At 72.8% G+C, this 17,877-nt stretch carries 14 protein-coding genes; 4 read left to right on the top strand and 10 right to left on the bottom strand.

Going from position 1 to position 17,877, the window contains the following annotated elements:
- Positions 1-5: 5 nt before the first annotated feature.
- The 4 genes from F0344_RS22235 to F0344_RS22220 form a co-directional block, all read right to left on the bottom strand.
- A complete protein-coding gene (locus tag F0344_RS22235; protein ID WP_185300482.1) occupies positions 6-1,139 on the bottom strand; it encodes an SIS domain-containing protein in 1,134 nt (377 codons plus the stop codon).
- A gap of 128 nt (positions 1,140-1,267) precedes the next feature.
- On the bottom strand, positions 1,268-1,450 hold the full coding sequence (locus F0344_RS22230) for a Trm112 family protein (RefSeq protein WP_185300481.1): 183 nt from the start codon (positions 1,448-1,450) through the stop codon (positions 1,268-1,270).
- A 289-nt stretch (positions 1,451-1,739) separates the two neighbouring features.
- A complete protein-coding gene (locus F0344_RS22225) occupies positions 1,740-3,107 on the bottom strand; it encodes a phosphomannomutase/phosphoglucomutase (RefSeq protein ID WP_185300480.1) in 1,368 nt (455 codons plus the stop codon).
- A 106-nt stretch (positions 3,108-3,213) separates the two neighbouring features.
- Positions 3,214-3,591: a DUF3499 domain-containing protein gene (locus tag F0344_RS22220; RefSeq protein ID WP_185300479.1), complete on the bottom strand. Its 378-nt coding sequence runs from the start codon at positions 3,589-3,591 to the stop codon at positions 3,214-3,216.
- Between the two features lie 320 nt (positions 3,592-3,911).
- Between F0344_RS22220 and F0344_RS22215 the strand changes: the two genes are divergently transcribed.
- Positions 3,912-4,340 carry a metallopeptidase family protein gene (locus F0344_RS22215; RefSeq protein WP_185302826.1) on the top strand — a complete coding sequence of 143 codons (429 nt, stop codon included), beginning with the start codon at positions 3,912-3,914 and terminating at the stop codon, positions 4,338-4,340.
- 78 nt (positions 4,341-4,418) lie between these two features.
- Here the strand turns inward: F0344_RS22215 and F0344_RS22210 are convergent, their stop codons facing one another.
- From F0344_RS22210 to F0344_RS22200, 3 genes are all read right to left on the bottom strand, one after another.
- Positions 4,419-5,939, bottom strand: coding sequence for a DUF5719 family protein (locus tag F0344_RS22210; RefSeq protein ID WP_185300478.1), 1,521 nt, complete (start codon positions 5,937-5,939; stop codon positions 4,419-4,421).
- Positions 5,936-9,784 carry a glycosyltransferase family 2 protein gene (locus tag F0344_RS22205; RefSeq protein ID WP_185300477.1) on the bottom strand — a complete coding sequence of 1,283 codons (3,849 nt, stop codon included), beginning with the start codon at positions 9,782-9,784 and terminating at the stop codon, positions 5,936-5,938. Before F0344_RS22205 ends, F0344_RS22210 begins: the two co-directional genes overlap by 4 nt.
- A gap of 359 nt (positions 9,785-10,143) precedes the next feature.
- Entirely contained in the window at positions 10,144-10,407 is a 264-nt protein-coding gene (locus F0344_RS22200; protein WP_024494319.1) for a WhiB family transcriptional regulator, read from the bottom strand.
- 690 nt (positions 10,408-11,097) lie between these two features.
- Here F0344_RS22200 and F0344_RS22195 point away from each other — a divergent pair.
- The 3 genes from F0344_RS22195 to F0344_RS22185 are packed head-to-tail and all read left to right on the top strand — an operon-like array spanning position 11,098 to position 13,881.
- The gene (locus F0344_RS22195) at positions 11,098-11,598 is read left to right on the top strand and encodes a cysteine dioxygenase (RefSeq protein WP_185300476.1); all 501 of its coding nucleotides are present in this window, start codon (positions 11,098-11,100) and stop codon (positions 11,596-11,598) included.
- 13 nt (positions 11,599-11,611) lie between these two features.
- Positions 11,612-12,568, top strand: a complete 957-nt coding sequence (cofD, locus tag F0344_RS22190; protein WP_185300475.1) for a 2-phospho-L-lactate transferase — start codon at positions 11,612-11,614, stop codon at positions 12,566-12,568.
- Complete coding sequence (locus F0344_RS22185) at positions 12,565-13,881, top strand: coenzyme F420-0:L-glutamate ligase (protein ID WP_185300474.1); 1,317 nt, start codon at positions 12,565-12,567, stop codon at positions 13,879-13,881. Before cofD ends, F0344_RS22185 begins: the two co-directional genes overlap by 4 nt.
- A gap of 151 nt (positions 13,882-14,032) precedes the next feature.
- Here the strand turns inward: F0344_RS22185 and F0344_RS22180 are convergent, their stop codons facing one another.
- From F0344_RS22180 to F0344_RS22170, 3 genes are all read right to left on the bottom strand, one after another.
- Entirely contained in the window at positions 14,033-15,043 is a 1,011-nt protein-coding gene (locus F0344_RS22180) for a DNA-3-methyladenine glycosylase family protein (RefSeq protein WP_185300473.1), read from the bottom strand.
- A 72-nt stretch (positions 15,044-15,115) separates the two neighbouring features.
- On the bottom strand, positions 15,116-16,207 hold the full coding sequence (locus F0344_RS22175) for a nucleotidyltransferase family protein (RefSeq protein ID WP_185300472.1): 1,092 nt from the start codon (positions 16,205-16,207) through the stop codon (positions 15,116-15,118).
- Between the two features lie 77 nt (positions 16,208-16,284).
- On the bottom strand, positions 16,285-17,787 hold the full coding sequence (locus tag F0344_RS22170; protein WP_185300471.1) for a peptidoglycan recognition protein family protein: 1,503 nt from the start codon (positions 17,785-17,787) through the stop codon (positions 16,285-16,287).
- Positions 17,788-17,877 lie beyond the last annotated feature (90 nt).

Here is a 17,877-nt window from a genome sequence, read left to right as displayed (position 1 = left end):
AGGAGTCAGTGGTTCCGGGAGGCCAGGGCCACGTAGACGGCGGCGAAGTCGGTGACCGCGAGGAGTTCGGCGAGGGCTTCGAGGTCGGTGCCCTCCTCCGGTTCGAGTTCGCTGATCGCCGTGTCGTGGCTGAGCGCCAGTTCGCGGGCCGCGGGTGCGGCGCTCAGGCCGCCGGCGGTGCGGCCCCGGAGCAGGACGACGCGGGCCCGCATCGCCTCCGGCTCGTCGACGCGGTCCCTGAAGAAGTCGTCGGGGTCGGCTCCGGCGGCGAAGGCCCCGGCCAGCAGCCTGCCGTGCAGGGGCAGCGCCTCGGGCAGCTCGGCGGCGAGGGCGGGGCGGCCGGCGAGATCGGTCAGCACCGCGGCGAACCGGCGTCCGACCGGGCCCGCGGCTCCGGCCTCCGTCCAGATGAGCGGCAGGCTGTCGGCGAGCTCGGCTGCGAGCGTCTTCGCCGGGTTGCTGTACGTCGCGATGGCGGGGCCGCAGCGTTCGGCGGTGTGGTCGAGGCGGTCGGCGGCGCTCTGCAGCGCCTCGGACGACGCGTCCACCAGGCCGAGCCGGTCGAGCAGGGAGAGCAGGGGTGTGAGCAGCGCCCAGAGGGTGCCGGGGCCCGCTGCCTCGGTCTCGGCGTCGTACTCGCCGTGCGGGGCCGCCGCCATGGGGACGACGAGGCCGTGGACGCCGTCGACGGCCTCACGGAGCGGGGAGCGCATGGGGGCGACGGCCACGACCGTGCAGCCCCGGCGGTACGCCTGCTCGGCGAGCTGGGCGAGGCCGGGTTCGGAGCCGTCGGGAGTGGCGATGAGCAGCAGGTCCACGGAACCCGCCCAGCCGGGGAGTGCCCAGCGCAGGGCGCCCGCGGCGGGTGCGACGCCGGTGGAGTGGACACGGACGACGGGGGCCGCGGCGCCCACGAGTGCGCCGATCAGGTCGGCGACGCCGGACGCGGCCGTACCGGGGCCCGCGACGAGGACGGCTCTGGGCCTGCCCTCCGGGGCCAGGCCGCCGATGCCTGCCTCTGCGGCGTGCCGGGCGGCGGTACGGACCCGGGCACCGGCCTCGGCGGCGCCGCGGAGCAGACCGCGGCGGTCGGCGCGGGCCAGGGCTTCCGGGGCGTCGAGCAATGACTCGTCGAGCATGGCGGTGGGCCTCCGATCACCGTACGGGGTGCGGGGTGCGGGTACGGGAGTGCGGGCGCCGGTCGTCGCCGACCCGTCGCGTCGTGTCCCCGTTCTCGCGGGTCGCGCTGGGCGCGTGTGGCGCGCTGTTACGCGGGGCGGCGGGCTTCGTCGACGAGGAGGACCGGGATGCCGTCGCGTACCGGGTAGGCCAGACCGCAGTCCTTGCCGGTGCAGACGAGCTCCGGGGTCCCGGCTGCCGACCGGTCGTCGAGCGGAGAGTGGCAGGCCGGGCAGGCGAGGATCTCCAGAAGGCCGGCTTCGAGCGGCATGGGGTGGGTCCCTTCGGGCGTTCGTACGAGCGGTTCGCTGGCGCGGTCGCGGGGTGCGGTTGCGGTCGCGTGGGTCGGGCGACGTCAGCCTACCGCCGGGGTGGCGGGGGCGCGGCCGGGGCGGGGGCGGCACGGGGGTGAGGTGTGCCCGGGGGTGAGGTGTGCCCGGGGCTGGGCGCCTGCGTCGGGCTGTCCCCCGCCCGCCCCTCCCCGGAACCGGGGCGCTCCCCGGAGCCCCCGAGAGCTGCCCTCGATCGCCGGGCGGGCTTGATACCGGAGCTGGATGTGGTCAGGCCCGGATCAGGGTCAGGACCTCGTCGCGTACCGCTGCCAGCGTCTTCTCGTCACGGGCCTCCACGTTCAGGCGCAGCAGCGGTTCCGTGTTGGAGGCACGGACGTTGAACCACCAGTCCATGGATGTTGCCGTGAGGCCGTCGAGTTCGTCGAAGGTGATGTCGTCACGGTCGCCGTACGCCGCCTTGATCGCGGTCAGACGGCCGGTCTGGTCGTCGACGGTGGAGTTGATCTCGCCGGAGCCCGTGTACCGGTCGTACTGGGCGAGCAGTTCCGAGAGCGGGGCATCCCCGCCTCCCAGCGCGGCCAGGACGTGGAGAGCGGCCAGCATCCCCGTGTCCGCGTTCCAGAAGTCCCGGAAGTAGTAGTGCGCCGAGTGTTCGCCGCCGAAGATCGCGCCGTGTTCGGCCATCTCGGCCTTGATGAAGGAGTGGCCGACGCGTGTGCGGACCGGGGTTCCGCCGTTCTCGCGGATCACCTCGGGGACCGACCAGGAGGTGATCAGGTTGTGGATGACGATGCCCTCGCCGCCGTTGCGGGCCAGTTCGCGGGCCGCGACCAGGGCCGTGATCGCGGAGGGGGAGACCCCCGAGCCGCGCTCGTCGACGACGAAGCAGCGGTCCGCGTCGCCGTCGAAGGCGAGGCCCAGGTCGGCGCCCTCGGCGAGTACGCGGGCCTGGAGGTCGAGGATGTTCTTCGGGTCGAGGGGGTTGGCCTCGTGGTTGGGGAAGGTGCCGTCCAGTTCGAAGTACATCGGGACGAGGTCCACCGGGAGGCCCGCGAAGACGGTGGGGACGGTGTGGCCGCCCATGCCGTTGCCCGCGTCCACGACGACCTTCAGGGGGCGGATCGCCGACAGGTCGACCAGGCCGAGGAGGTGGGCGGCGTAGTCGGTGAGGGTGTCGCGTTCGGTGATGGTGCCCGGGGTGGTGGGCGCCTGGACGGGGGCGCCGTCGGTCGACCAGTTCTCCACCAGTGTGCGGATCTCCGTGAGGCCGGTGTCCTGGCCGACCGGTGCCGCGCCCGCCCGGCACATCTTGATGCCGTTGTACCGGGCCGGGTTGTGCGAGGCCGTGAACATCGCGCCCGGCAGGTCCAGTGCCCCCGACGCGTAGTACAGCTGGTCCGTGGAGCAGAGGCCGATCAGGGTGACGTCGGCGCCCCGCGCCGCGGCGCCCCGTGCGAAGGCCGCGGCCAGGCCGGGCGACGAGGGCCGCATGTCGTGGCCGATCACGATCGCGTCCGCTTCCGTGACCTGGACGAAGGCGGCGCCGAAGAGTTCGGACAGCGGCTCGTCCCACTGGTCGGGCACGACGCCGCGCACGTCGTACGCCTTCACGAGCTGCGACAGGTCAGCAACCACGGCCGGTCCTCCTGGGGGTCTCTGCGGAGGGCCCAAACTACCCGGGGCGCCCGTCAGGGCGGCATCCAGCCCAGGACGGAAGAGGGATCGGCGGGCTCGGTACGGGTCAGGAATCGGGTGAGCGGAGCACCCGCAGATGGCCGCGGCGCGCGACCTCCACCGGATCGGCCGTGCGCGGTCCGCGGTTGCCGGCGCCCGGACCGCGGTCGTGCGGCCTGGCCGCTTCCCGCACCGCGTTGGCGAGCGCTTCGAGGTCGTCCCCGCTGGGGCGCGTGGGGGCCGAGGGGTCGGAGAGCCGGACCACTTCCCAGCCGCGTGGCGCGGTCAGCCGCTCGCTGTGTTCGGCGCACAGGTCGTAGCAGTGGGGCTCGGCATAGGTGGCGAGCGGGCCGAGGACCGCAGTCGAGTCGGCATAGACGTACGTCAGTGTCGCGACGGCAGGGCGGCCGCACGCAGTTCGCGAACAGCGACGTACAGGGCTCACGATGTTGGACGGTACCGCACTCTTGAGCGGGCTGCGACGACTCTCCCGCACCTCACCCCCACGTGTCGCCCTGTGACCTCCGGCACAACGGCGTTCCGGGCAACAGCCCTGACCTGCACGGCAGCAGAAGGGTCCGGGCCATCGGCCGGTGGATTCCGGTGGATGTCATGAGCACAGGCTGTCATCCGGCGCGGAGGGACAGTCGGAGTCGGGGCCTGATCCTGACTCACCTTGGCCTGAATGTTCGGAATTGAACACCCGTGGGTCCTGTGCGGGAGCCTCGACCGGGTCGCCGCGCGGAGCGTTACGCTGCGTCAGTGATGGACAGTCCCGTACCTCCCCACCCGTCCGAGCCCCGTCCCCGCCGCCGCGACCGACACGGACGTGGCATGCGCGGACCCGTCGCGCCGCCCCAGGTGCCGATGTCGGCCAGTAGGAGTGAGACGTTCCGCGATCTCGTGCAGGACTCGGTGGAGCGGCTGGAGCGGCGCTGGCCTCAGCTGGCGGATGTCGACTTCCAGGTCCTGGACGTGCCGGGAACCCTCGGCGACACCGTGCCGCTCGGGCGTGCCGTCTCCGCCGAGAAGGGACAGCCCGCTCAGATCGTCGTCTACCGGCGTCCTGTCGAGATCCGCACCAAGAGCCGCGACGAACGTGCCCTGCTGGTGCACGAGATCGTGGTCGAGCAGGTCGCCGAGCTGCTCGGACTCGCACCGGAGTCGGTCGATCCCCGGTACGGGCAGGACTGAGCCCCGCCCGTACCTGTGCGCCCCGTCGGCGCGAGTTGTCGGGAGGTCAGCCGTCCGGGAGCTCAGCCGTACAGGAGTTCAGTCGTCCAGGAGTGACAGGTCCTGCCGTGCCGTCGGGACAGCGACCGTGCCCCCGTCGTCGGTCAGCGTCTGCACCGTGAACATCTCGACGCCGCCCTGCGGGAGAGCGAGCGTACGGGCCGCGTGGACCGGGCCGCCGGACTTCGTCGCCACCGTCAGCGCGTAGCTGCCCTTGAGACCGGACGGCACCGGCGGGGTGACCGCGAGTGTGGTGCCGCCCTTGACGGTGTACGTCTTGACGACCTGTTCGCCGCCCTCGGTGCCCGCCGACGCGGTGACCTCGACCTCGGCCGTGGCGCCCGGCGCGGTGAGGGAGAGGACCGAGCCCTTGGCCCTGTTGTCGGCCACGCTCGCCCGGACGCCCACCGGTCCCGTGGCCGGGATGAAGGCGACCTCCCGCCCGCTCTTCGTACCGCGGACGACGCGCAGCGCGGCGACGATCGGGGTGGCTCGTCCGGCATCCACCGGCGTCAGCCGCAGCGAACCGGGTTCTCCCCTGGTGACGTCCCGCAGGTCGATGCTCGCGGTCATCCTCGACTTGATGTGCAGGGTGTCGTTCCCCGCGGGGGCGAACGCCGCGTTCTTCCCCAGCAGCTGCACCTTCACATCGGCGTCGTCCTCGCCCGGTGCGAAGGCCACCAGCTGTACGGAGGTGGCGTCGGCCGGAATGCCCGGCAGCACGAGGGTGCCCGTGGGGTCGGCGGACGGGGCGATCCAGTCGCTGCCCGCCGTGTCGTCCGCGGCGCGGACGAGGGCGCCGATCCGGCCGGAACGGGTGGTGACGTGGACGGCCACGTCCTCGACGGCCTCGCTGGTCAGGGTGGAGATCAGCATCGGGACGCTGGAGCGGGCCGGGATCGTGATCCCGTCGCCCACGTCCGACTTGAGCGGCCCGTCGGGGCCGTACAGCTCGATGTCGGCGACGGCCGCGCTGTCGTCGGGGTTGGTGAGGTGGACGTAGTCCTGGCGTGCCTTCGAGGTGCTCGCGCCGGGGAACCAGAAGTCCGTGCCGGGCCCGGTGCAGGTGGCCCCGAGCAGGCCGCGGGCGGCGCCCGCGGTGACCGCGGTGGTCTGCTGCGCGGTCCAGCCGGGCGCCAGGCTGCCGGTGGCGGTGCCGACCAGGGCGGGGGCGTCGGGCTTCGAGGTCTCGGCGCCGACCGGCTTTCCGGGCTCCTTGAGGGTGAGGACCGCCTTGCCGTCCTTGGCCGGAACCTTCTTGTCCTGCTTCGGGTCCGGTTCCGTCGCCTCGTCGGCGGAGTACGCCGCGGCCGGCTTCAGCTCGGCGCCGGCGGCCTCACCGGCGCTCTTGCCCGCCGGGGTGAAGGACATGTACGTCGTGGCCGCCAGGTCGGAGCTGCTGGGCGCCGGGCAGAGCAGGCTGGAGCGTTCGACGGGCAGCCGGGCGGCGGCCTTCGCCACTTCCGGGGCCGGGTCGCCGGGCGCGTTGAGCGCGGCGAACCCGGTGACGGCGGCGAGGGCGACGACGCCCGCGATGAGGGAAAGGGGGGTGGACTTCACTCGGACTCGCCTCGCGATGCGTTACCGGGATGCCACGGGCCCTCGCCCGGGGCGGTGCTTGGGTCGTGCTCGTCGTTCCGGGTGCCGTGCTGCGGGCCGTACCCGCCCTGGCCGTCGTACGGGGCGGCGGCTTCACCCGTGCCCGTGGTGCCGCCCGTGGTGCCGTAGGGCTGCTGCTGTGCGTAGCCGTACGGGTCATAGCCGGGGTCCTGCTGGTAGGGGTCGGCCTGGTACTGACCGGCCGCCGGGTACTGCTCGCCGCCGTACTGGCCGGTCTGCGGCTGTGCGCCGCCCTGGTACTGGTCGTACTGCTCGCCCTGGTACGGCTGCTGGTAGTCGGCGCCCTGATACTGCTGCGCGTCCCACTCGGCGTACTGCTGCTGCGGCACCGCCGCGTACGTACCGGTGTCGCTCTGCTGGGCGAAGGCGTCCTGGTCGTCCGGGACCGCCGCGTACGGGTCGGCGGACCGCTGCGCCGGGATGAACTCCTCGGGCGCCACCGTCGGTTCCGCGGCGAGTGCCTCGCCGTCCCGGTCCTGGCCCTCGGCCTCCGTCTGGGCGGCGGCCCGGAGTCTGCGGGCCCGGCGGCCCTCCCCCGCGACCGCTTCGAGCGGTACGGCCTCGGTCTCCTCGGGCAGGTCGTCGTCGATGACCCGGCGCCGGGTCGGCAGGGCGAGCACCAGCAGGACGACGGCGAGCACGGCCTGCGCCCAGATCCAGGCGGTGTGGGTGAGGGGGGCGTCGTACGTGAGGTCCAGGGTGCCGCCCTCGGCGGGCAGCTCGAAGCCCTGGGCCCATCCGTCGACGGTCTTGCCGGTCAGGGCCTTCCCGTCGAGCGTGGCCTGCCAGCCGGGGTCCGCGGCGTCGGCGATCCGCAGCGTACGGCCGGCGGTGCCCGAAGGGATCGCGGTGTGTGCCTCGACGGGGCTCGACGCGACGGGCAGCCACTCGGGCTCCGTGCCGCCCGTGCCGCTCTCGGCGGACGGGGGAACGACCATGACCCTGGCGACCTGACGGTCCACCCACCACAGTGCGCTGCCGTCCAGCTGGCTGAGCCGGCTCAGACCGGGCGTCGAGTCGAGGACCCGGCTCATCTCGCGGGGCGCCCCGTCCCGTACGAGGACGTAACGGATGGCGAAGCCGCTCAGCTGACGGCCCTGGTCGGCGCCCGAGCCCGCGACGAGGTTGGCGACGACCTTGTCGAGGTGGGTGTTGCCGCCGCCCGACTCGGTCAGCTCGGCGTCTCCGAGGCGGGCGCCCGAGCCACGGACCAGGGTGTACGAGACGGAGTGCGGCGAGGTTCCGCCCAGGACCAGCGTGCGGGGCTGGTCGCGGGTGACGCTCTCCGCCGCTACGAACGCGGGCACCTGTACCGGGTCCCGGCGGTCCAGCGGCCCGGTCGCGCCACCGGCCATCCAGACGAACGCGGCGAGGGCGGGTGCGGCCAGCGCGGCCACGGCTATCAGGGCGGCGACGGGCTGGCGCCAGCCGAAGCTGAGTCCCGCGACGCGTACCCGGGCGCCGTCCGCCCCGAGCAGCGCGGCGGCGATCAGCGCGATGCCGTAGACGAGGGTGGCGGGGCCGGCCCACGTCGAGCCGTTGGCGAGGCCCGCGAAGAGCAGTGCGACGAGTGCGACGGCCCAGGCGGTACGGATCGCGAACTGCCGCTCACCGCGCAGCAGTGCGGCGAGGGCGGCCAGCACGACGCCCAGGAGGAGGACGCCGCCTGCCGCCTTCGGGCCGCCGGGGCTGATCCCGAGGAGGTCGACGGCGGACGCGGTGCCGGCGCCCAGGTCGAGGCCCGCCTCCTTGAGGAGGCTCGCCGGGCTGGTCAGCAGGGTCAGCGACCAGGGCGCCAGGACGAGCAGCGGGGTGCCGACGGCGGCCAGGAAGCGGAGCCCGTACGCGGTGATGTCGCCGCGGCGCAGGACCAGCACACCGATGCCGAGTGCCACGGCGAGCGGCCAGACGATGGGGGTGAAGGCCGTCGCGAGGGTGAGCAGGAGGGTGTACGCCCAGGTCGCGCGCCAGCTGCCGCGCGGCGCGTCCGAGCCTGGTGCGCGCAGCCCGTGGGCCGATACGGCGGTACGGGCGATCAGCGGGAGCAGCACGGCGAGGACGGCGGTGCCGAGGCGGCCGGTGGCCAGCGCCCCGGTCGCGGCGGGCAGGAAGGCGTACGCCACGCTCGCCCAGGCCCGCAGGAGCCGCGATTCGATGAGCGGCCGGGAGACGAAGTACGCGGCCAGTCCGGCCAGCGGGATTGAGCAGACCAGCAGCAGGGTGAGCGCGAAGCCCGTGGAGCCGAGGAACAGGGCCGACAGGGCGGCGAGCACGGCGAGGTAGGGCGGTGCCGTCTGGGTGCCGCCGGTGCCGACCGGGTGCCAGCCGTCCGCGTACCTCCCCCAGAGTTCGGAGACGTCTCCGGGCGCGGGCAGCAGCGCGCCGCCCGCGAGCGCGCCGCCGCCGAGGAGACCCCGGCAGGCGATGAGGGAGACGAGCAGCAGGACGGCGAAGAGGACGGGACCGGGCCGGCGCGCGATGCGCTTCAGCCGGGCGAACTGCTCGATCTCCAGGAAGTCGGCGTCGTCGCCGCCGGGGCCGGACTCGACGGCGCCGTGCCGCGAGCCGCCGGATTCGGATTCGGTCCGGCCGCCGAAGTTCTCGGCGACCTGTTCGACGGTGGCGCGGACGGTGGCGCCGGGCGGCGGGAACAGGGAGCGCAGCTCGCCGGCCTCGACCGTGGACCTGCCGCGTCTGCGGCGGGCCGCGATGATCCTGCCCGGCCGCAGCAGCGTGCCGAGGAGTCCTCTGACCTCGTCGACGGCCTGTCCGGGAACCTTGCCGACCAGATAGGCGAGGGTACGGAGCAGGGTGCCGAACACGAGGCGGAGCAGGACCCACGGCAGGGTCTTGGTGGGGGCGTTGACGAGCATCGTGTAGACGGCGCCCGCCTTGTCGACACGGTGCGGGTTGGAGACGGAGCGCCCCGCGCAGTCGATGGGGCGGCGTTCCCGCGCGGACGCCTCGGCATGCCGCAGGACCGCGTCGGGGGCGATGAGCACCCGGTGTCCCGCCATGTGCGCACGCCAGCAGAGGTCCACGTCGTCACGCATCAGCGGGAGAGCGCGGTCGAAGCCGCCGAGCTCGTCCCAGACGTCGCGGCGGATCAGCATGCCGGCGGAGGAGACGGAGAGCACGGTGCGGACCTGGTCGTGCTGGCCCTGGTCCTGCTCGCGGCGGTCGAGTCCGGTCCAGCGGCGCCCGCTGTTGGCGATGGAGACGCCGACTTCGAGCAGTTGCTTGCGGTCGTACCAGCCGCGGAGCTTGGGTCCGACGATCGCGGCGTGACGGTCCCCGTCGACGACGCGGAGCATCTCGGCGAGCGCGTCGGGCTCGGGTGCGGAGTCGTCGTGCAGCAGCCAGAGCCACTGGACCGGCTCACCGTGCGGGAAGTCGGGCATGTCGTACGTGTCGTCGCGCCAGGACCGGCTGACCGGGTCCCATCCGCTGGGACGCTTCAGGTACGGCAGCTCCTCGGCGGTCAGGACACCGGCCGTACGGGCCGCCTCGTCGACCGCGGTGCCGAAGCCCGTACGGCGTGCGAGATGGAGGACCCGCTCGCCCCCGAGCGCCTCGGTGACCAGCCGCGCGGAGTCGTCGGCGCTGCCGGTGTCGGCCGCGACGACGTTCTGTACGGGGCGTTCCTGCCCGAGCAGCCCGGCGAGCACGGCGGGCAGCCAGCGGGCGCCGTCGTGGGCGACGAGCACGGCGGTGACGACGTGCCGGGGGAACTCTGGGGCGGCGGCGGCCGGATTCGGCGCCGCCGAGTGGCTGTGCACGGACATCGAGGTACGGGCCCTCCGGCCGGGTCCCGGGGGCGTCCCCCCGGGGGCTGCATCGGTGTACACGCGCGCCCCGGCGGGGCGTGGCGCATCTCGGACGGGGCCCCACACTAACGGTACGGACAACCGCGTCGGCGCCGAGCGGGGGAACGGGCCCCGAGGCACCGGTTCCGGGGTGCGGGCGGACAGGCCGATGGCCCGTGGTCCGGACCCTGCGTGGCAGGGTCCGGACCACGGGCCATCGGCCTGGTCACGCTCCGGCGGTCACCGGCCGGCCGGTACCGGCCGATGAGTGGTCGTCTCCCGGACGGGACCGTCGTGGGTCTGTCTCGTGCGCTTCGGCCGCCAGGTGTGCGCGGCTGTCAGATGGCGGCCTTCTTGAGGCGCCGCCGCTCGCGCTCCGAAAGCCCGCCCCAGATGCCGAACCGCTCGTCTTTGGAGAGCGCGTACTCAAGGCATTCGGAACGGACCTCGCAGGCGAGACAGACCTTCTTGGCCTCGCGGGTGGATCCGCCCTTTTCGGGAAAGAAGGACTCGGGATCGGTCTGGGCGCACAATGCGCGCTCCTGCCAGCCGAGTTCCTCGTCCGCGTCCTCGACCAGCAGTTGCTGGAACAGCTCGGTCATGTGCGCCCCTCGTCTGTCTCTTGCGTCCCCGTGGTGCGGCCGTCGCTGATTGCGGCCGAACGACACGAGTGAAATTACAAGTGTGTATCTCCGTGCCGGTCAAGCGAGGATCTGGTATTGGCCCCGGGATTCACTCTGCGGGACCAAGCGTATGCGGAAAGTGTTCAAATCGTCAAAAATCTGACATATGCCACGCGGTCGGCGTGACACCGCCTCCCGCCCTGTGAGACGAGCGTGTTCCCCGCATTGTTGTGATTCGATCACCGAAGCGACCAAGATCACAGTCGGGTCACGGGTCCTCAACAGTGTTTGGCGGTGCGGTTGATGCGCCACATCTCCGCTGAGGTGGCTGCACAAACCTTTCTCCGGACCGGGCAACCGGATGAGGTGAAACATTGCCCCCAAATCGGTCATTGGGTTGACAGAGGTACAGAGAGCCGGTCTCCTTGACGTCATGCCAGCGACCGCAGCGATGTACGTGACCCACGTCCGTGGGTTCCGCAGCGCTGTCCAGGCCAGCTGTTGCTGTTCCAGCTGTCACAGCTGTTGATGCCCTCGTGCTCCAGCTCTGATCCAGCCTTTCGTTCCAGCTCTTCGACTGCCGCGCGACTCTTCTGACGTCCGCGACTCGTTGGCCCCGCGACTCGTCAGCCCCGCGACTCTTCCCCACGCCGAGGAACCACCGCACCCATGAACAGCGACAGCGACCTTCAGATCGCCGGCGACATCCTCGAGGTCCAGCACCTCCTGAGGCCCGCCCGCGAGCACCCCTCCACCGTGGCCGAGTTCGTCGGCCTGGCCCGTTCCCTCGCGGCCGACCGCGCCCTGTGGGCGCCCCTCGTCCGGTACGACACCGCGAGCCGCTGGTACCACCGGCTGCGCACCGGCCCCGGTTACGAGGTCTGGCTGCTCAGCTGGGTGCCCGGCCAGGGCAGCGGGAGTCACGACCACGGGCTGTCCTCCGGCGTACTGACGGTCCTGGACGGACAGTTGACCGAGCACACCCGCCGCGAGGCGCGGGCCCTGGACGCGGGCGCGCAGCGTGTGTTCGCCCCCGGCTACGTCCACGAGGTCGTCAACGACTCGCTGGAACCGGCCGTCAGCCTGCACATCTACTTCCCCGGCCTGACCGATATGCCGATGCACGCTGCGCGGTGCGCCCCGGCGGCCGTGGATGTCGTACCCGCCTGACAAACTGCCGTGCATGCGCATTGTGGTTCTGGCCGGCGGTATCGGTGGTGCTCGTTTTCTGCGTGGCCTCAAGCAGGCCGCGCCCGACGCGGACATCACGGTGATCGGCAACACCGGCGACGACATCCATCTGTTCGGGCTGAAGGTCTGCCCCGACCTGGACACCGTGATGTACACCCTCGGCGGTGGCATCAACGAGGAACAGGGCTGGGGGCGTACCGACGAGAGCTTCCACGTCAAGGAGGAACTCGCGGCGTACGGCGTGGGACCGGAGTGGTTCGGGCTCGGCGACCGTGACTTCGCGACCCATATCGTCCGTACGCAGATGCTCGGCGCGGGCTATCCGCTGAGCGCGGTCACGGAGGCGCTCTGTGCGCGCTGGAAGCCGGGGGTCCGGCTGCTGCCGATGACCGACGACCGGGTCGAGACGCATGTGGCGGTCGATGTCGACGGTGAGAGCAGGGCGATTCACTTCCAGGAGTACTGGGTGAAGCTGCGTGCCTCGGTCGACGCGCAGGCGATCGTGCCGGTCGGCGCGGAGCAGGCCAAGCCGGCGCCGGGTGTGCTCGAAGCGATCGGGGAGGCCGATGTCATCGTCTTCCCGCCGTCGAACCCCGTCGTCTCGGTGGGGACGATTCTGGCCGTGCCCGGCATCCGGGAAGCGATCGCCGAGGCCGGGGTGCCGGTCGTCGGCCTCTCCCCCATCGTCGGTGACGCACCGGTGCGGGGCATGGCCGACAAGGTGCTGGCCGCGGTCGGTGTCGAGACGACGGCCGCGGCGGTGGCACAGCACTACGGGTCCGGGCTGCTCGACGGGTGGCTCGTCGACACGGTGGACGCCGGGGCGGTCGACGAGGTGGAGACGGCGGGCATCCGGTGCCGGGCCGTGCCGCTGATGATGACGGACATCGACGCGACGGCCGAGATGGCGCGGCAGGCGCTCGCGCTGGCCGAGGAGGTACGCGCATGAGCGAGGCCTCTGCCGACGCGCCCTCGTTCCGGGTGTGGGCACTGCCGGGGATTCCGGAGGTGCGGGCCGGGGACGACCTCGCGAAGCTGATCGCGAGCACCGAGCCGGGACTGGTGGACGGGGACGTGCTGCTCGTCACCTCCAAGATCGTCTCCAAGGCGGAGGGCCGGATCGTGCGGGCCGCCGACCGGGAGGCCGCGATCGACGCCGAGACGGTGCGGGTGGTCGCGCGGCGCGGGTCCCTGCGGATCGTGGAGAACCGGCAGGGCCTGATCATGGCGGCGGCGGGGGTCGACGCGTCGAACACGCCTGCCGGGACGGTCCTGCTGCTGCCCGAGGACCCCGACGCATCCGCCCGGGTCATCCGGGACGGGCTGCGGGACACTCTCGGCGTGTCGGTCGGGGTGATCGTCACGGACACCTTCGGGCGTCCCTGGCGCAACGGTCTGACCGATGTCGCGATCGGGGCGGCGGGAGTCCGCGTGCTGGACGATCTGCGCGGCGGCACGGACGGGTTCGGGAATCCGCTGAGCTCGACGGTGGTCGCCACCGCGGACGAGCTGGCCTCGGCAGGTGACCTGGTGAAGGGCAAGGCGGCGGGGCTGCCGGTCGCGGTGGTGCGGGGGCTGTCCCATGTGGTGGTGGACGCCGACGACACGGGTGCCCGGGCGATCGTGCGGGGTGCGGCCGATGACATGTTCCGGCTCGGGACGTCCGAGGCGGTACGGGAAGCGGTGAGTCTGCGGCGCACGGTGCGGGAGTTCACCGATGAGCCGGTGGACCCGGGGGCGGTGCGTCGGGCGGTGGCCGCCGCGGTGACGGCTCCGGCGCCGCATCACACGACGCCATGGCGCTTCGTCCTGCTGGAGTCGGCGCAGTCGCGGACCCGGCTGCTGGACGCGATGCGGGATGCCTGGATCGCGGATCTGCGACGGGACGGCAGGAGCGAGGAGTCGATCGAGCGGCGGGTGCGGCGGGGCGATGTGCTGCGCCGCGCGCCGTATCTGGCGGTGCCGTGTCTGGTGATGGACGGCTCGCACCCGTACGGGGACGCACGGCGGGACACGGCGGAGCGCGAGATGTTCGTGGTCGCGGCGGGTGCGGGTGTGCAGAACTTCCTGGTGGCGCTGGCGGGTGAGCGGCTCGGCTCGGCGTGGGTGTCCTCGACGATGTTCTGCCGTGACGTGGTGCGGGAGGTGCTCGACCTGCCGGACTCCTGGGACCCGCTGGGCGCGGTGGCCGTGGGCCATGCGGGGGCTGCGCCGGCTGAGCGGAAGGTCCGGGCGGTGGAGGGGTTCGTGGCCGTGCGGTGAGGTGGGGCCGGGCGAGCTCCTGGGGCCGCCCGCGGGGTGCCGTTCGTCCTCGATGCCGGACGGGCTTGAGTTGGTGGCTCGTCGCGGCGATGCGCGGGACCGGGCGGGGCTCGGTGTGTGGGGCCGGGTGGCTCGGTGAGGGCTGGGCTCGTCAGAGGGGGGCGATGTCGCGCGGGGTCATTCGGGGGGCTCTGCGGGGTGGGGTGTGGCCGGTGAGCAGGATCAGACGGCTTGCCCGGTGGCGTTGGCCCGCGTACGGGGTGAGCAGGGCCAGCATCTCTTCGTCGTCGGCGTTCCTGTTGCCCGCCAGGGCGAAGCCCACGATGCCCGGGAGGTGGTAGTCGCCCACGGAGACCGCGTCGGCGGCTCCGTTCGAGCGCTGGAGCGTTTCGGCCGAGGTCCAGGGGCCGATGCCGGGGATGAGTTCCAGGCGGGCGGTTGCCTCGGGCAGGTCCATCGCCGCCGCCTCCTCCAGGCGGCGCGCCACGCGGACCGCGCGCAGGATCGTCGCCGAGCGTTTGGCGTCGACTCCCGCCCGGTGCCACTCCCAGGACGGGATCAGCGACCAGGTACGGGCATCCGGCATCACGTACAGCTGGAGGGCGGCGAAGCGGGGGCCCGCCGGGCCCGGGGCGCGGGTGCCATGGGCCCGGAGCAGGAGGCGCCAGGCGCGGTACGCCTCGTCGGTGGTGACCTTCTGTTCCAGGATCGACGGGATCAGGGATTCGAGAACCAGACCCGTGCGCAGCAGCCGCAGGCCCGGGCGGCGGTGCCGGGACAGGGCGAGCAGGCGGTGGTGCGGCCGGAAGGCGTCCGGGTCGTCCGTCCCGCCCAGCAGCACGGGAAGCTGGTCGAGCAGCCACTGCGCGCCGGGCCCCCACGCGGATGCCTCGATACGGCTGTCGCGGGCGGTCACGCGGAGCGTGCCGGGGCCGGCCGGCGTACGGGTGGCCCGCCAGAACGACCCGTCGGGAAGCGCCCGGAACGTGGGGTCCGCCGGCCCACGGCGCAGCGGGCCCAGCACGAGCCGCAGGTCCAGCGGCCCCGGCGGCGTCCACTCCCGTGTGACGGCCTCCGACACCACCGGGCCCTCCGCGACCGGCGGCTTGGCCTGGTGCGGAAGCGCCGCTCGGTGGGTGCGGGGTACGAAACGTCCTGCCACGGGTGAGGTCCTCGATAGTCGGGGGTGCCTATCGAGGGTAAGGCCGGCCGGCGGATGGAGCGCGGTGTCCGGTCACTGGTCGGAGGAGAAGCGCACCGAGGCGTCCGGGAGGGTCGCGCCGCACCAGACGCGGACTCCGTCACGCAGTTCGTTGTCGGCGCCGACGTGGGCCCCGTCTCCGATGACCGCGCCCGCCAGCACCGTACGGCTGCCGATGCGGGCACCCGCCCCGATCAGGGAGTCGGTGATCACCGCATGGGGTTCCACCACCGCGTCGGCGAGCACCGTGGACCCGTCGATCCTGGCGCCCTCGCCGATGACCGCGCGGTCGCCGATGACCGTACCGCCGGTGAGTTTGGCGTCGGGGGCGACGGATGCGGTGGGCAGGACCAGGCGGTCGCCGCAGCGGCCCGGGACCGCCGGGGACGGGGCGCGGCCCAGGACGAGGTCGGCGGAGCCGCGTACGAACGCCTGGGGAGTTCCGAGGTCAAGCCAGTACGTGGAGTCGACCATGCCCTGGAGGTGGGCGCCGGAGGCGAGGAGTCCGGGGAAGGTCTCGCGTTCCACGGAGACGGGGCGGTCGGCCGGGATGGTGTCGATGACCGACCGGCGGAAGATGTACGCTCCCGCGTTGATCTGGTCGGTGACTATCTCCTCGGGCGTCTGGGGCTTCTCCAGGAACGCGGTGACCCTGCCCGTACCGTCCGTCGGCACGAGGCCGAAGGCGCGCGGGTCCTCGACCCGGGTGAGGTGCAGGGAGACGTCCGCGCCGGACGCGGCGTGCGAGGTGACCAGCGCGCGGATGTCGAGGCCGGTGAGGATGTCGCCGTTGAAGATGAGCACCGGTTCGTCCGGCCCCGAAGTCAGCCGGGACGCCACGTTGCGGATGGCGCCCCCGGTGCCGAGCGGTTCGCGCTCGGTGACGTAGTCGATGGACAGGCCCAGCGAGGAACCGTCGCCGAAGTACGGTTCGAAGACCTCCGCCAGGTACGACGTCGCGAGAACGATGTGCTCGACGCCCGCCGCCCTGGCCCGTGCCAGTTGATGGGTGAGGAAGGGGACACCCGCCGCGGGCACCATCGGCTTCGGGGTGTGCACCGTGAGCGGGCGCAGCCGGGTGCCCTTGCCGCCGACCAGGAGGATCGCTTCTTTTGCCTCTGTCACAGCACTGTCTCTGCTTCCTGCTGGGGCCGGGCTCGATTCGGCTGGCCAGTGTAGGCAGACCGGGGGATCGCCCCCTGTCAGCGGCCCTGCAGGCGGGCCGACCCGGCCCGGGCCGTCCCGAGCTTCTTGTAGAGACGCCCTCCGGGGCATTCGGTTGCGAAACCGTCCCGATGCCCTGAGATGACGTTGAGGCGGGCCTTCGTTCCCTTCCTGAACAGGTTGCTCCCGCCCGATACGAGCGTGGTCCTGCCCTTCGGGTTGGCGCCGAACAGGCCGAGCTTCCAGGCGGTGAGTTCGGCGACCGCCTTCACGGAGGCCGCGGGCGGGTTCACCGAGCTGAACGTTCCGAGGACCGCGATGCCCATGCTGTTGCTGTTGAAGCCGAGCGTGTGCGCACCCAGTACGGGCTTGGACACGCCTCCCGCACGACCCTCGTAGATGTTCCCGCACTTGTCGATGGCGAAGTTGTAGCCGAAGTCGCGCCAGCCACTGCTCTTGACGTGGTAGCGGTAGATGCCGCGGAGGACGGACGGCGCCTGCGAGCACCGGTAGTTGTTGCCCGTGGCGGTGTGGTGCACGAAGGCCGCCTTGACCCGCGTGGTGTAGGCGAACTGGCGCTCGCGCAGCCTCTCGTCCGCGCCCCAGCCCTTGCGCGTGATGATGCGCGGACGGGGTCCCACGTACGGCTTGGCACCGGCTGCGACGCCGGCCTGTGCTTGCGACTCGGCCTTGCTCAGGGCGGGGATCACCGTGGCGCCCAGAGGGGCGAGGTCGGCGTTGACGGCTGCGGCTTCGGCGGACTCGACGGACTCGACGGACTCGACGGACTCTACGGCGAGCGGTGCGGCTGCCGGGGGCTCGGGGACGCGGTTGGCGGCCGGGCTGCCCGTGGCGGGGGGCGGCGGTGCGGCCCCGCCCGGGTCGACGAGTTCGAGGCGCAGCCCTTCGGGGAGTCCCTGCGGGGTGGCCGCCCGGTGGTGCGGGTCGGCGGCTGCGGGCTGTACGCGGACCTCGACGCCGTCGGAGTCGCCGACCCAGAGCGGCGCCGTCGCACCTCGTACCCTGCCCGATTCGCGCTCGGCGGTGCCGGGGTCGGCGGCATGCTCGGCGTTGTGCGTCTCGACGTCCTGCCAGTCGGACCAGCGGGTGGAGCCGGTGGCGCGGGTACGGACCTGGACGGTGCCGTGGAGTTCGGTGTCGGCGTCGTCCCAGACGACGCCGACGAGCGAGAACGGGCGGACGTCCGGCTTCCGGAGGCCCTGTCCTGTGGCCGCGGTGGGCGCACCGGTGGCCCGGGGGTCCGCCTGGGTGAGCGGCGACAGCGGCAGGGACCGGGTCGATCCCGGCACTTCGGCCCGCTCGGTTGTGTCGGGGGCTTCCGCGGGTGGTTCGGCAGTGGCTTCGGCGGAGGCCGGGTCCGGTGCGGGGGCGGGGGCGGGGGCGGGTGCGGGGGCGGGTGCGGCCTGGGCCGCGGAGGTACGGATGGCGGGGGCGGGGGCGGCGACTGTGGGCGCGGCGAGCGGCAAGGTGAGGGCCGCCGCGCAGGTGACGCCGATGGAGGTTGCAAGAAGAGCACGCATACACATGATCCTTGGCATAAAGGGACAACTCCGGCCACCGGGATGTGCCGTAGCTCCTGACGTCTCGTCTGCCGAACCGGTGTACGCGGG

Source organism: Streptomyces finlayi (assembly GCF_014216315.1).
Lineage (GTDB): Bacteria > Actinomycetota > Actinomycetes > Streptomycetales > Streptomycetaceae > Streptomyces > Streptomyces finlayi_A.
Note: the sequence above shows the minus strand (reverse complement) of the source record. Positions and strands in the feature narration are given on the sequence as shown.

What these genes read in the sequence shown, in the direction of transcription:
- F0344_RS22205 (WP_185300477.1), bottom strand. Translation starts at nt 9,784, where the DNA reads ATGTCCGTGCACAGCCACTCGGCGGCGCCGAATCCGGCCGCCGCCGCC.
- F0344_RS22235 (WP_185300482.1), bottom strand. Translation starts at nt 1,139, where the DNA reads ATGCTCGACGAGTCATTGCTCGACGCCCCGGAAGCCCTGGCCCGCGCC.
- F0344_RS22170 (WP_185300471.1), bottom strand. Translation starts at nt 17,787, where the DNA reads ATGCGTGCTCTTCTTGCAACCTCCATCGGCGTCACCTGCGCGGCGGCC.
- F0344_RS22215 (WP_185302826.1), top strand. Translation starts at nt 3,912, where the DNA reads ATGGACAGTCCCGTACCTCCCCACCCGTCCGAGCCCCGTCCCCGCCGC.
- F0344_RS22195 (WP_185300476.1), top strand. Translation starts at nt 11,098, where the DNA reads ATGAACAGCGACAGCGACCTTCAGATCGCCGGCGACATCCTCGAGGTC.
- F0344_RS22185 (WP_185300474.1), top strand. Translation starts at nt 12,565, where the DNA reads ATGAGCGAGGCCTCTGCCGACGCGCCCTCGTTCCGGGTGTGGGCACTG.
- F0344_RS22230 (WP_185300481.1), bottom strand. Translation starts at nt 1,450, where the DNA reads ATGCCGCTCGAAGCCGGCCTTCTGGAGATCCTCGCCTGCCCGGCCTGC.
- cofD (WP_185300475.1), top strand. Translation starts at nt 11,612, where the DNA reads ATGCGCATTGTGGTTCTGGCCGGCGGTATCGGTGGTGCTCGTTTTCTG.
- F0344_RS22200 (WP_024494319.1), bottom strand. Translation starts at nt 10,407, where the DNA reads ATGACCGAGCTGTTCCAGCAACTGCTGGTCGAGGACGCGGACGAGGAA.